The organism is Pseudoalteromonas sp. CNAT2-18.1 (assembly GCF_022347865.1).
Lineage (GTDB): Bacteria > Pseudomonadota > Gammaproteobacteria > Enterobacterales > Alteromonadaceae > Pseudoalteromonas > Pseudoalteromonas ruthenica.
The window spans coordinates 380,387-392,970 of sequence record NZ_JAKRFR010000001.1 but is presented as its reverse complement, the minus strand read 5'-3'; the positions used below and the strand labels follow the sequence as shown (position 1 = coordinate 392,970).

General features: G+C 48.3%; 14 protein-coding genes. 3 read left to right on the top strand and 11 right to left on the bottom strand.

The annotated features are described in order from the left end of the window. Positions 1 to 203: 203 nt before the first annotated feature. The gene (gene deoD / locus MHM94_RS01720; protein ID WP_022944793.1) at positions 204 to 905 is read right to left on the bottom strand and encodes a purine-nucleoside phosphorylase; all 702 of its coding nucleotides are present in this window, start codon (positions 903 to 905) and stop codon (positions 204 to 206) included. A gap of 24 nt (positions 906 to 929) precedes the next feature. Continuing rightward, a complete protein-coding gene (locus MHM94_RS01715; protein WP_235418530.1) occupies positions 930 to 2,141 on the bottom strand; it encodes a phosphopentomutase in 1,212 nt (403 codons plus the stop codon). Between the two features lie 301 nt (positions 2,142 to 2,442). Here MHM94_RS01715 and udk point away from each other — a divergent pair, with 301 nt between their 5' ends. The 3 genes from udk (at position 2,443) to MHM94_RS01700 (ending at position 5,265) form a co-directional block, all read left to right on the top strand. Beyond that, a complete protein-coding gene (gene udk, locus MHM94_RS01710; RefSeq protein WP_022944791.1) occupies positions 2,443 to 3,072 on the top strand; it encodes a uridine kinase in 630 nt (209 codons plus the stop codon). A 14-nt stretch (positions 3,073 to 3,086) separates the two neighbouring features. Continuing rightward, the gene (locus MHM94_RS01705; protein ID WP_022944790.1) at positions 3,087 to 4,310 is read left to right on the top strand and encodes a NupC/NupG family nucleoside CNT transporter; all 1,224 of its coding nucleotides are present in this window, start codon (positions 3,087 to 3,089) and stop codon (positions 4,308 to 4,310) included. 151 nt (positions 4,311 to 4,461) lie between these two features. Then, on the top strand, positions 4,462 to 5,265 hold the full coding sequence (locus MHM94_RS01700; protein WP_235418529.1) for a transporter substrate-binding domain-containing protein: 804 nt from the start codon (positions 4,462 to 4,464) through the stop codon (positions 5,263 to 5,265). Here the strand turns inward: MHM94_RS01700 and MHM94_RS01695 are convergent. From MHM94_RS01695 to MHM94_RS01655, 9 genes are all read right to left on the bottom strand, one after another. Then, on the bottom strand, positions 5,254 to 6,258 hold the full coding sequence (locus MHM94_RS01695; protein WP_022944788.1) for an NAD(P)-dependent alcohol dehydrogenase: 1,005 nt from the start codon (positions 6,256 to 6,258) through the stop codon (positions 5,254 to 5,256). The genes MHM94_RS01700 and MHM94_RS01695 overlap by 12 nt on opposite strands. A gap of 98 nt (positions 6,259 to 6,356) precedes the next feature. Beyond that, the gene (locus MHM94_RS01690) at positions 6,357 to 7,046 is read right to left on the bottom strand and encodes a hypothetical protein (RefSeq protein WP_130146114.1); all 690 of its coding nucleotides are present in this window, start codon (positions 7,044 to 7,046) and stop codon (positions 6,357 to 6,359) included. Then, on the bottom strand, positions 7,033 to 7,761 hold the full coding sequence (locus MHM94_RS01685) for a hypothetical protein (protein ID WP_235418527.1): 729 nt from the start codon (positions 7,759 to 7,761) through the stop codon (positions 7,033 to 7,035). The genes MHM94_RS01690 and MHM94_RS01685 overlap by 14 nt, the downstream gene beginning before the upstream one ends. Further along, a complete protein-coding gene (locus MHM94_RS01680) occupies positions 7,758 to 8,093 on the bottom strand; it encodes a cupredoxin domain-containing protein (protein WP_138548116.1) in 336 nt (111 codons plus the stop codon). The genes MHM94_RS01685 and MHM94_RS01680 overlap by 4 nt, the downstream gene beginning before the upstream one ends. Next, complete coding sequence (locus MHM94_RS01675; protein ID WP_235418525.1) at positions 8,081 to 9,370, bottom strand: ATP-binding protein; 1,290 nt, start codon at positions 9,368 to 9,370, stop codon at positions 8,081 to 8,083. Before MHM94_RS01675 ends, MHM94_RS01680 begins: the two co-directional genes overlap by 13 nt. 8 nt (positions 9,371 to 9,378) lie before the next feature. Then, positions 9,379 to 10,044: a response regulator gene (locus MHM94_RS01670; protein WP_235418524.1), complete on the bottom strand. Its 666-nt coding sequence runs from the start codon at positions 10,042 to 10,044 to the stop codon at positions 9,379 to 9,381. 15 nt (positions 10,045 to 10,059) lie between these two features. After that, positions 10,060 to 10,707, bottom strand: coding sequence for a tetratricopeptide repeat protein (locus MHM94_RS01665; protein ID WP_022944782.1), 648 nt, complete (start codon positions 10,705 to 10,707; stop codon positions 10,060 to 10,062). A 3-nt stretch (positions 10,708 to 10,710) separates the two neighbouring features. Continuing rightward, positions 10,711 to 11,496, bottom strand: a complete 786-nt coding sequence (locus MHM94_RS01660; protein WP_235418522.1) for an SDR family oxidoreductase — start codon at positions 11,494 to 11,496, stop codon at positions 10,711 to 10,713. Then, the gene (locus MHM94_RS01655; protein ID WP_235418796.1) at positions 11,493 to 12,182 is read right to left on the bottom strand and encodes an iron-containing redox enzyme family protein; all 690 of its coding nucleotides are present in this window, start codon (positions 12,180 to 12,182) and stop codon (positions 11,493 to 11,495) included. Before MHM94_RS01655 ends, MHM94_RS01660 begins: the two co-directional genes overlap by 4 nt. Between the last annotated feature and the right edge of the window lie 402 nt (positions 12,183 to 12,584).

The window sequence follows — 12,584 nt, the reverse complement described above, 5'->3', positions numbered from 1 at the left end:
CATACAGATATAATTACACCTGTAAACATAAGATGAAAAAAATTTCACTAGTGTTAAATTTAAAGACATAAAAAAGCCCCACCTAAAAGGTGGGGGCTTTGGGTTAACGTATTTACGTATTACCAAGGAACTCTGTGCGCACTGGCCATGGGCAGATGGCATAGTGCACCGCAAAGACGCTTCTTTGCGTTAACTAAATTTATTTAAATTGATTCAAGCGCGATTTTAACCATTTCGTTAAACGTGCTTTGGCGCTCTTCCGCTGGGGTTGCTTCGCCGGTGATCACATGATCGCTCACAGTAAACAACGCCATGGCTTTGGCACCATATTCAGCAGCTACACCGTATAAACCAGCGGTTTCCATATCCACCGCTAACACACCCAGTTTGTTTAGCTGCTCATAAAAGCTGCCATCAGCCTGGTAGAAGGTATCGGTGGTGAATACATTTCCTACTTTGGCATCAATGCCTAAGTCGCGGGCTGCACGCACACCATTTTCTAACAAACCAAAATCGGCAATCGCGGCGTAGTCGTAACCACTGATGCGAGCGCGGTTCACGTTAGAGTCGGTGCTTGCGCCTTGGGCAAAGATAACATCACGAATTTTGGTGTCTTGGGCAATGCCACCACAGGTGCCGATGCGAATAATGTTTTTAACGCCAAAGCTAACAATCAGCTCACGCGCATAGATAGACATAGAGGGAATACCCATTCCCGAGCCCATGATGCTCACAGGCTTACCTTTATAGGTGCCAGTAAAGCCAAACATATTACGTACACTGGTGACTTGTTTGGCATCATCCAAAAAGTGCTCAGCGATGTATTGCGCACGAAGTGGATCGCCTGGCATAAGTACCGTTTCGGCGAAATCACCTGGGGCTGCGCTGATGTGTGGCGTGCTCATATTCTATCCTCTTGCTATTCGTTCTTAGCGCTCTAGCGCCGCTTTAAACCCTGTACCATAGTCTAGCTCAGGTAAGTTAAACCACTGCGCTAAGGTTTGCCCCATATCGGCAAAGGTTTCACGCTCGCCCAGCGCCACCGGAGTCATCCCCGGCCGATAGGCAATGACAGGGACATACTCACGGGTATGATCGCTGCCAGCTGCAGTGGGATCACAGCCGTGATCCGCAGTGATTAACAATAAATCGTCGTCATTCATTTGCGCGAAAATACGCGGCAAAAAGTCATCAAAGGTTTTCAAAGCTTCGGCATAACCGATAGCGTTGCGACGATGACCGTATTTTTCGTCAAAATCCACCAAATTGGTGAAAATCAGACTGTTATCCGGCGCTTCAGCCATCACTTGCTCGGTTTTCTCGAGCAAGTTTTCAAGGCCCGGCGCTTTGTGTTTTTGGGTGATGCCTTGGTGCGCATAAATATCAGCAATCTTGCCAATACTGATCACCTCACCACCGGCTTGCGCGAGTTTATCTAGCACCGTCGGCGCCGGTGGCAACACCGAGTAATCACGGCGGTTGCCGGTGCGCTCAAAGTCGTCGCTGCTCTCCCCCACAAAGGGGCGGGCAATAACGCGGCCAATGTTATGCTCATCAAGTAGTGTCCGTGCAACTTCACATACTTCATAGAGTTTATCTAGGCCAAAACTTTGCTCATGAGCGGCCACCTGAAACACGCTGTCACTGGAGGTGTAACAAATCGGTTTACCGCTGCGCACATGCTCTTCACCTAACTCGGCGATAATAGTGGTCCCCGAGGCATGGCAATTGCCTAAGATGCCAAGAATACCTGTACGCTCAATCAGCTCATCAATGAATACTTGCGGGAAACACGGTTGTTCAACGGGAAAGTAGCCCCAATCAAACAACACCGGCACACCGGCCATTTCCCAATGCCCTGAGGGCGTATCTTTACCACTGGAAAGCTCTTTCGCATAGCCCCAAGCTGCTTGGGGTTGTTGGCGTTCATTAATGTTAATGCTCGCCCCCGATGCAGCCTCACATGCATCGATTAACCCTAAACGCGACAAGTTTGCCAATGCCAATGGCTGGCCCTTGTCTTGCTCGTATGCCTGCAAAAGATGAGCGAGTGTGTTGGCGCCAACATCACCGAATTTATCAGCATCTGGAGCTGCACCAATACCTAAACTATCAGCCATCAGGATAATTGCGCGTGCCATACTCACCTCACTTTTGTGGTTTTATAGAGCCACTTTAACGACTTGTTACTAGGCGACACAGGACAAAAGTCCGTGCTTTGTGGGTTGCTATGAATGCAGCCGCAACTGACGATGGCTGTTCACATTCAGCGGACATAAGTCCTTATTTTGACCACTTAATAATAGCTACATTTGTCGGAATAACGTGAGGATTTGCGTCACTAAGGCGCTAGACAGCAGTAAAGGACGACATCTTCAGAGATTAATAGCAGCGAATTTGCTAAAGTAATCCTTTATCTTACATCAGTCTGGGTGCTTGTCTGTGACACAAACGATTATCGCGATCGCTGGTGCGTCTGCATCAGGGAAGTCGCTTTTTAGCCAAACAATATATAACGAGTTGGTAAATGAACTAGAGCCGGGGGCCATCGCCATTATAGAGGAAGATGCCTATTACCGTGATCAGTCTCATTTACCGATGGCGCATCGTATTAAAACCAATTATGACCATCCCGATGCGTTTGAGCATGAGTTAATGGTGACTCACCTACGCAATCTGCGTGCGGGAGAGTCAGTTGATGTGCCAATTTATGATTATAGCGAACACACTCGCAGCGCCGAAACGCGTCGAGTGTTGCCAGCAAAAATACTCATTGTCGAAGGTATATTGTTATTAAGTGACCCAGCACTTCGCGACGAATTTAACATTAAGGTGTTTATCGATACGCCACTGGATATTTGCTTGATGCGCCGAATGCAGCGCGATATTGAACAACGTGACCGCAGTTTGCAATCGGTGGTTGAACAATACAAACGAACAGTGCGACCGATGTTTTACCAGTTTATTGAGCCCTCGAAGCACAGCGCCGATTTAGTGGTGACCCGAGGCGGTAAGAACCGTGTAGCAATCGATATAATAAAAAGTAAAATCAAACACCTACTACAAGAATAACGGGAACATCGGGCATGACAACATTAATGAGCTTGGTGGGTATGCTAGCCCTACTCGCCATCGCTTTCGGCGCTTCAACGAACCGTAAAGCAATAAACCTGCGTACAGTTGGTATCGCCTTTTTATTACAAGTCATCATCGGTGGCTTTGTATTATTTTTTGAATTTGGCAAAAACATACTCGCTAAGATGTCGGCAGCGGTCGCGCAAGTGATTAGCTACGCCACCGATGGCATTACGTTTTTGTTTGGGCCACTGGCCTCGGAAAAAACGCTAGGCTTTTTGTTTGCCTTTCAAGTGTTGCCGGTCATTGTCTTTTTCTCCTCCTTGGTGGCGGTATTGTACTACCTCGGGGTGATGGACTGGGTTATTAAAATTCTCGGTGGGGCGCTGCAACGGTTATTAAAAACCTCGCGTCCAGAGTCGCTCTCGGCAACGGCAAACATCTTTGTTGGTCAAACCGAAGCACCACTTATTGTAAAGCCGTTTATTGCCTCTATGACTAAGTCGGAGTTGTTTGCGGTAATGGTCGGTGGATTGGCGACGGTGGCGGGCTCAGTGATGGCCGGCTACGTCAAAATTGGCGTCGATTTACAGTATTTGATTGCCGCAAGTTTTATGGCGGCGCCAGGTGGTTTCCTTATGGCAAAAATGATTGTGCCAGAGACAGAAACCCCGAAAGAAGATTTGGCTGAACTGGATGGCGACCACGAGCAGCCCGTTAATGTTATCGATGCAGCCGCATCAGGTGCATCAAGCGGGATGCAGCTTGCTTTGAATGTAGGCGCTATGCTGCTTGCATTTGTGGCCCTGATTGCATTGCTTAATGGCGTATTGGGTTGGTTTGGTGGTTGGTTTGATTACCCACAGCTCACGCTACAAGAAATTCTCGGGTATGTTTTCGCGCCGGTGGCCTGGTTATTAGGTGTACCGTGGGACGAAGCCATTATTGCCGGTAGTTTTATCGGCCAGAAATTAGTCGTCAATGAGTTTGTAGCTTATTTAGACTTTATAAATTATCGCGACCAGTTAAGCGAACACACTCAAGCCATTGTTACCTTTGCGCTGTGTGGTTTTGCTAACTTGTCTTCGATAGCCATTTTACTAGGTGGGATTGGCGGTATGGCGCCAAGCCGGCGAAAGGACATCGCACGCCTAGGGCTCAGAGCAGTGTTGGCAGGATCTATGGCCAACCTCATGAGCGCCGCAATTGCTGGGTTTTTCCTCTCTATTGCTTAGAAACAAAGAGAAGCCACAGTTGCAAAACAGGGCCTCCTCGGCCTAGGTTATTGTTTTAAGGGGTTAAGGCAATAGCTAACTTGAACGATACTTCACCAAAGGGCCGCAAGGCCCTTTTATCGTTTAGGGCAAAAAATCATCGCAATTCGCTGTGAACTTATCTATTCTAAAAACAAGTGCTGTGTCTTTGGTTTATCGCTTTATGGCTTTGTTTTTAGCTCGCTTTACGCTGTGGTTAATGATTTTATTATCGACCACGCGCATTGCTGCACAACCTATTGAAGTGGTCACAGAGCTGAGCCCGCCCAACCAACTAGTGATCAATGGTCAAATAGGTGGTAGCAGCACCGATATAGTCCGCCATGTGCTCTCTAAAGCCAATGTTGATGCCACTATCAATATGTACCCTTGGGCACGCGCTTTTCACCTGGCACAAAAAAAGCCTAACACCTTACTTTACAGTGTTGCCAAAACCCCCGACAGACTCGATAAATTCCAATGGTTAGGCAAAGTGGCATATTTCCGCTTAGGTTTTGTTACCTTGGCTTCACGTTCTGAAATTAACTTACGCCAAGTGAACGACGCTCGTCCTTATCGTATTGCTGTGCAGCGCGGCGATATCAGCGCCAAGTTCTTTGCCGATCGTCAGTTTAGCACCGTACAAACCGCTGATATTAAACATTCCTATCGACTGCTGCTTTCGGGCAAAGTCGATTTAGTAATTGATGACCCCAATTATCTTGGTGCTATGGCTAAACAGTTTAATGTCCCCACCAAGGAGCTTCGCTTTGTCAGAGATATCGAGCAATTAAGTGTATATGGCTATCTCGCCGCTAATGTCGATAGCGACCCTCAATTGGTGGCCAATATAAAAGCCGCTTTCTCAGCTATCGAAAAAGCGGCTTGGTATCAACAAAAATTATATAATCCGTATCAGGATGTATTAACGCGTTAGCACTACGCGATAACGCGCCTTGCCTTCACGAACATGGTCAAGGGCGGCGTTGATATCATCGAACTTAAAGGTTTCGATTTGTGGAGCAATGTTATGCTGCGCAGCAAAATCGAGCATTTTAGCGATGGTTCCTGGGCTGCCCACTGGGGAAGCAGATACACTGCGCTGACCCATTAACAAACCAAACACGCTTAAGTCTAACGGCTCAAGCGTAGCGCCAACAAAATGCAAACGGCCTTTGGGTTTCAAGGTATTGATGTACGCATTCCAGTCAAGCTTCACATTGACGGTGGAAATAATAAAGTCGAACTGCCCTGCGGCCTCTTCTAGGGCCTGCTCCGAACGCGAGTTAATAATGTGATGCGCACCCAACTCTTTGGCTTCTTTGGCTTTGCTATCACTGGAACTAAAAGCGGTGACTTCGCAGCCCCAGGCGTTTAGAAATTGCAGCGCCAAGTGGCCCAAACCACCAATACCAATGACCGCGACCTTATCGGTAGGTTTGATGTCGAACTGTACCAAGGGGTTGAAAACAGTGATACCGCCACAAAACAACGGGCCTGCCGCCTTGGCATCAAGCCCCTTAGGCAGTGGGATCACACTTTTACTTTGCGCGCGCACTTTATCGGCAAAGCCTCCGTGATGAGCAATAATAGTCCCTTGCGCACTGGCACACAGGTTTTGGTCGCCATCATCACAGCTCGGGCAATGACCGCAATAGCCGCTGTGCCAACCTAGGCCTACCGTTTGTCCAACTTCAAGATTGCTGACATCGCGGCCGACTTTCTCAATGCGCCCTATCACTTCGTGTCCGCCCACCAGCGGATATTCACTCATCCCCCACTCGTTATCGATCATCGACAAATCAGAGTGGCAAATACCACAGTGATCGACGGCGATTTCAACTTCATCAGCGGCCAGCTCACCCGGATCATATTGGTACGGCTCAAGCGCTTTACCTGCTTCCATCGCAGCATAGGCGTTAATTGTCATTTTTTGCTCCCGTTTAATAACTCAGTACTGAGTGAAAATGTACTGATAACAATGGCATGTCGATCAACTTAATGCAAAATCATAATCGGGGCGCACATTTAAAACTCAAACTCTAGCGCTAAACGAACGCTGTGGTCTTTGCCGCCATGACCTACTTCGGTAATAAAGCCTGCCTCCCACTTTAGCTGTCGCTGCCCTGCAAAACGGTGCAAACCTATAAATCCAGGGCCGATGCCAATAAAATCTTCACCGCTATATAGCTCTATTGCAGGTTGAAATGCAGCCCGCCAGCGATAACGATATTGACCTCGAAACTCACTTTCCCATTCACTATCTATATCCGCGCCCCACTCATAAACCGCAAATGCATTAAGCGTTAAGCTGGTCGATCCAAATTCTTTTTCAAATAATAGCCCGGTGGTAAATTCATAGGCATTTTGACGATGGCTTTTTTCTACTTCAAACAGAGCTCCAAAATCAGCCCAATAACGACCTTGCTCCACAACTTGCCAGCGCAATTCAGTTTCATAAGCAGCAAGACCAAAATCACCATTGTCATCGCGCTCACCCACCGCATAAAGCTCCACACTGAGAGTCTCGCTAATAGCGCCGCCGCCGCCAATGCGCTGCGCCAGCACATTCCCAGCGTCACTTTGATGCGACACTAAACGCCATTCGAGTTCCTTTTCATAGGGTAAAACATAAGGATGATACACCTTATCAACCACCATACCATCAGCCCAACAGGGCAAGCTGAGGAACAGCAATAAGCCACTAAGGTAACGCATGATTTCTCCTTCGTTGCCAATAGGCGGCAAGTAGCAAGAGAGCTCCAGCGCCAAGATAAACACATACAGACAATATGGATGGCATCGCCTCGTACCCGATTAGAATCTTTAAAAGTCGCCCTATTGGGCTATGCTCATCAAGCCACTGACGACCATCAAACAGTGGTTGTGGCAAGGTGATAAGCCCAGCGCCAGCGGCGATATCTAGCGAAGTAATAAACTGGCCACTGACATGCAAGGCAAAAAGCGCAACACAGAGCCAACCATTTAGCCATTGTGCCAGCCAGGCGAGTAAAAACACGAGCAACACCGTCATACTGAGCACAATGCCTACCCCTAAGCCAATTCCCAGCAACACACTGGTATTGAGTTGCAGCTGCATTAACCAAGGTACATAGTGGCTTAAATACAAACAGGTAGCGCAAGCAAACAGCGCCAGCATTGCAATGAAGTTACGAAAAAAAGCCAGCCCGCCAGCACTTAGGGTCAACAACACAATCAACAATATTTGTGAGTATTCAAAGCCTAAATAGTTAAACCCTTGACTCAATTGCTCAAGTGCAGCGATATAAGCCACGGTGGGCACAGTGACGAAAAAAGCAAGCGCCCCCCACTGTTTGCCTTGTATTTTTTTATCGACAAAGTAAATTGCAAAAACGCCGATGATAGCAAGCGGCAACAGCTGGTTAATGGTCACGATGACGCTATTGATCATTGTCCCTCCTGAGGCGCTTTGACGATAACGACTCCCCTAGCTGTATCCGGTGAGAATTCACCAAAAAAGGCATATTCGCCTGGTGCTAATGGGCCAATGAAAATAACGTTCACACGTCCAGGAAAGAGCACTTTTTCACGATTTAAATCAAAGCTGTCAAATTCCTCCGGGGTGGCATCGTGATTGCTGACCAATAACCGTACTTTCTCCCCCGCCGGAATTTCTAGGCGTGACGGATAAAATAAATGGTTTTTTAGGGTTAGATGAAACTCTTTGAGCTCGGCCTTAGCGGGTAAGCTCAATAGCAACACAATCCAAATCAGTCGCTGCATAAGGTATCTCGCTGCCTAGCCAAAGTGACCTGCACCTGCAGACCGCCCCAGGGACTGCTCATCAATGCCAGCTTACCTTGATATAATCCGACAACATGCTGCACGATAGCCAACCCTAACCCTGCTCCGGGTATATGGCTTGGGTGACTATCCCCACCGACACGAAAAAAGCGGTCAAAAATACGCTCTCGAAGATCAGTAGCAATGCCAGGGCCTGAATCGCTGACACTCAGTATCACCTCAGCGCCGAGGTCTTGCAGCTCTATCACCACTTTACCCCCTTCAGGTGTGTACTTCACAGCGTTACTAATAATGTTTTTTATCATCACTGAAAGGGTAAAGGTTTCACCCTGAATGTCACGACACTCTCCATTTAAGCTGATATCCAGCTGTTTCTTTTCAATTTGCGGGTACAACTCGGCAATACAGACTTGGCATAACTGTGCCAAGGATTGCGGCCCGAGCTTATCCTGCCACTGATGGGAAGAGGTGCGCCCCAGCGCGAGCATTTGTTCAACTAAATGGTTTAGCCGCTCTACACTCTCCACGAGCGCCTGCGCATCATCGTCATCATAGCGCTGCTGTAAGTTATGTAAGTTAATTTTCATTGCACTTAGCGGTGTGCGCAGTTCATGTGCGGCATCACTGGCAAAATAACGTTCTCGCAAATACGCTTGCTCGGTGCGATGCAAAAGCTCATTGAGCGTTTGCACAACCGGCTTAATTTCCGACTCATTGGGTTGCATCTGCAACAAGGTAAAATCGTGAGCGGCCCGCCCTTTCAATTCCTGTGACAACTGCGATAAAGGCCGCAATGCACGCTTCACTACGATACTAATTAACAGCGCCAGCAGGGCCATACCCCACAACATAGGCACTACCATGGCCATGATCAGCTGCTCACTAAGCGCAAAACGCTCAGCGATGGGCTCAGCAACGGCAACACATTGTTGGTTTTGACAATACGTTGCCACACGCAGGCGTTGTCCTTGTGCATTGAGGGTACTCATGCCTGATTGCTCGGGCTGCGTCAGCCAAGTTGTCGAGCCAGCGACAATATCGCCCTGATGCCAACGCTGCCAAGTGACATTAGGTAAACTTTGTGGTGCTATCTCGCCACTGTGAAAAAGAACCTCGGCCTGGGTATGCAAATGTGAATCAAATAACGTCTCGGCGCGGGCTAAACTGCGTTGGTAGCCCTCAACCAAAGCCAAAAATAAGGTCAAAACCATCACTGATATCAATAACAACAAAAGTTTCGCACGAATACTCATCATCGCTGCGCTTATTGAGGCTCACGTGCGAGGACGTAACCAATGCCCCGCAATGTTTTGATCATGTTAGCTGGCAGCTTTTTACGCAAATGGTGAATATGGACCTCAATGGCATTTGAGCCGAGTTCTTCGCCCCATTGATATAACTTTTGCTCTAGCTGCTCCTTTGATAACACTCGGCCTTGGTTTTCCATCAATGCTTTCAGCAACATATACTCCTTACGCGGTAAGGACAGCGGCTGCTCGTCAACCCAGGCTTGATGCGCAGCTAAATCAAGACGCAGTGCAGCACAATGCAGTAAACTAGAGGTGACGCCACTGATACGCCGCGACAACACCCGCAGTCGAGCAAGCAGCTCATCCACTTCAAAGGGTTTCACAAGGTAATCATCAGCACCTAAATCAAGGCCTTTAATCTTATCATCTAAGCTATCTCGTGCCGTTAAGATCAACACCGGCAGCGGCTTTTTGCGCCCTTTTATTTGGCTCATCAAGGTGAGTCCATCACCGTCGGGCAAGCCTAAATCTAAAATCACCATGTCAATATCGTCGCTGGCGATATATGCGCGAGCTGACGCTAGGTCTGATACCGACTCCATCGCGTAGCCCTCATTGCCTAATGTTCGCGTCAGCCCTTGATTCAAGAGCGCATCGTCTTCAACTAACAAAAGCCGCAACCCAACTCTCCCCTATTAACGGCGTAATTTACGCTCAACTTTAGCTAATAAAGTGCTAATTTCCTGCTGCCGATACTTATCTGCAAGCGGGCGAGCCAAGCGAGGTGGTGCGGCTTGGGCCTTAAGCAGATAGGTTTTCGCTTCTTTATATTCTCTTTCATCATAGAGGAACTGAGCATAAAAGTAATTAACGTCAATGCCTTCAGGGTTGATTTGCAGCGACTTCTGTAGCAGTTCTTTGGCTTTATCATCGTCACCGAAGCCGATAGGCCAACCCGGTACTTGCGCATACAAGGTCCCCAGGCTAGTGTAAGCAGAGCCTTGTAAAGCACTGCCATCTAAACGGATAGCGTACTCCAACTCTTGCTTCGCTTGCTTTGCCAAACCCAAGGCACCTAGCCCCCCTTTCGCACCAGCAAAACTGGAATAAATAATACCTGCCCAGATATGACCCTCTGCATCTTGTGGAAACTTGTGGGTGTAATCTTTGGCAGTCCCCATCAGCGCTTCAAAAGCCTGCTCTTGGTCATCATCTTGTAGCTCATAATTAACGTGTGCCCATTGGCTCATCAGCTCAGCGACACTGATAGGTGGTTCATCTGCGTAGGCTGGGGAGTGGCACAGTGCCACAGTGAAGATCAAAGATAAAAATGATGTCTTCATAGCTCACCTCATTAGCTTTTTAATAACAGGAAGTTGCTTGGCTAGCGCGTTATCAACCAAGGTTGGCCATAGTGCATTCACCTTGGCGAAGAATGCTTCTTTCTTGCCAACACTGCGTTGGCGCTCTGTAGAGTCGAGTAGGCGTATAAATTCATCGGCTACATAATCAGGCGTATCCATAGCGTTACCGAGTGCCGTGTTAAGCGCCACCACTTTGTCGCTGTTGATCGCCGTGTGTGTTGCTCGTGGGGCGAAGTATTTGACGGTAATCGCGCTGTCGCTGAGCTCTCTAGCTAATGCTTCGCTAAAACCACGTAATGCAAATTTGCTCGCACAGTAATGGCTTTGCAGGGGGTAACCGATGGCGCCGAATGACGAACCAACATTAATAATGGTGCCCCGAGCTTGGCTCAAAGCCGCCAATAACCCTTGACTCAGCAGCATTGGCGCACGAATATTGACGCTCAACATATTATCGATTTGTGTAGTCGAGAGCGTCTGTAGGGGCTGCATACTGTTGACACCGGCATTGTTAATGAGCAAGTCACAACGACCAATCCCACTAATTAAATCAATAACATGGTTAATATCATTGGTCATTGCCAAATCGACACTGAGCCCGATATGGTGACCACATTGAGGACTTGGCAACTCGCTTATTAAAGAATCAAGCAGCTGTTGCTGGCGCCCAAGCAGCACCAAACGATAGTGACGTTGCGCTAAGCGTTTGGCGATGGCTTGGCCGATGCCGCCAGTGGCTCCGCTGAGTACGGCGATAGCTTGGCTCATGCGCTCACCTGCTGGTCACGGATTTTGGCGAGACCGTGCTCGGCGCTCAAAGAGTGAAAGATATTCCCATAAAGGTGGTAAAAGCGCTGCGCCGCATGGATGATCGCATGTTGATCATCTGTATCAGTAATACGATTCATAAGCCCCTGAAAAAACTTCACATGTTCTTGGTCTAAGGCGCCATGGGAGGTGAGATAAGTAAACGCCTTTTGAGGCAGCGCCAATGACGTCTTTATTTCGCTTGCAGCAGAATCTGCAAGTGCTATCGAGGTTCCTTCCAGTACATGCACCATGCCAAAAAATCCAAGCGGATTGTTTCGCGCTATGGTGTCGTAGGCATAACTCACCATCAGCTCTGTCGCCATAGCTGGCTTACTGGCCCGGGCTTGCTCTTTATCAAAGCCGCAAGCAGCAATATCATTGAGTATCCATTCTTGGTGCCCCAACTCTTCCTCAATGTATTCGGCGAGCGCGTCTCGTAGCCACTCCTTGTGTTCAGAGACGCGTGCACCACAGGCCATAAGTAACGGCACAGTGTGCTTTACGTGATGATAAGCTTGGGTTAAAAAGGCGACGTACTGATCTAAGCTCACCTTACCGGCCAATGCTTCACTAATAATCGGCGCTGACAATAAATATTGACGTTGCGCCTCGGTTTTAGCCACTAGCTGTTCAAAGAAGGTCATTTTGGGTTGCTCCTGGTATAAATCATTTAAAATATCGCTGAATGCGTGCGCGATAGCGGCGCGTTTTGGCCGATGGTTAGCACTTAGGTGCCCAGCGTCCACAGATAAAGGAGTTACAAGGCGGTGGTAACGCATGATTTGCGCATAACTTGGCAGTGCTTTATTGACACGCGCTAGTGCGCTGTTTAATTGCTGGTCGGATACATTTTCAGGCGCCCACAACAACGCCACAAGGTGGGCTTGAGCCTCGCCAAATACCACAGCCTGAGTAACTGCAGTTTGGTTTAACAGTTCAGACTCCGGCCACTCGGGGGAAACATTGCGGCCATTCGCTAAAATAAGGCGGTTACTTTTTCGACCGATAATAAATAACTCACCCTTTTCCACGCGCACGAGATCGCC

Coding starts and splice junctions, on each gene's coding strand:
- deoD (WP_022944793.1), bottom strand. CDS start 905: ATGAGCACGCCACACATCAGCGCAGCCCCAGGTGATTTCGCCGAAACG.
- MHM94_RS01715 (WP_235418530.1), bottom strand. CDS start 2,141: ATGGCACGCGCAATTATCCTGATGGCTGATAGTTTAGGTATTGGTGCA.
- MHM94_RS01705 (WP_022944790.1), top strand. CDS start 3,087: ATGACAACATTAATGAGCTTGGTGGGTATGCTAGCCCTACTCGCCATC.
- MHM94_RS01695 (WP_022944788.1), bottom strand. CDS start 6,258: ATGACAATTAACGCCTATGCTGCGATGGAAGCAGGTAAAGCGCTTGAG.
- MHM94_RS01690 (WP_130146114.1), bottom strand. CDS start 7,046: ATGCGTTACCTTAGTGGCTTATTGCTGTTCCTCAGCTTGCCCTGTTGG.
- MHM94_RS01685 (WP_235418527.1), bottom strand. CDS start 7,761: ATGATCAATAGCGTCATCGTGACCATTAACCAGCTGTTGCCGCTTGCT.
- MHM94_RS01680 (WP_138548116.1), bottom strand. CDS start 8,093: ATGCAGCGACTGATTTGGATTGTGTTGCTATTGAGCTTACCCGCTAAG.
- MHM94_RS01675 (WP_235418525.1), bottom strand. CDS start 9,370: ATGATGAGTATTCGTGCGAAACTTTTGTTGTTATTGATATCAGTGATG.
- MHM94_RS01665 (WP_022944782.1), bottom strand. CDS start 10,707: ATGAAGACATCATTTTTATCTTTGATCTTCACTGTGGCACTGTGCCAC.
- MHM94_RS01660 (WP_235418522.1), bottom strand. CDS start 11,496: ATGAGCCAAGCTATCGCCGTACTCAGCGGAGCCACTGGCGGCATCGGC.
- MHM94_RS01655 (WP_235418796.1), bottom strand. CDS start 12,182: ATGACCTTCTTTGAACAGCTAGTGGCTAAAACCGAGGCGCAACGTCAA.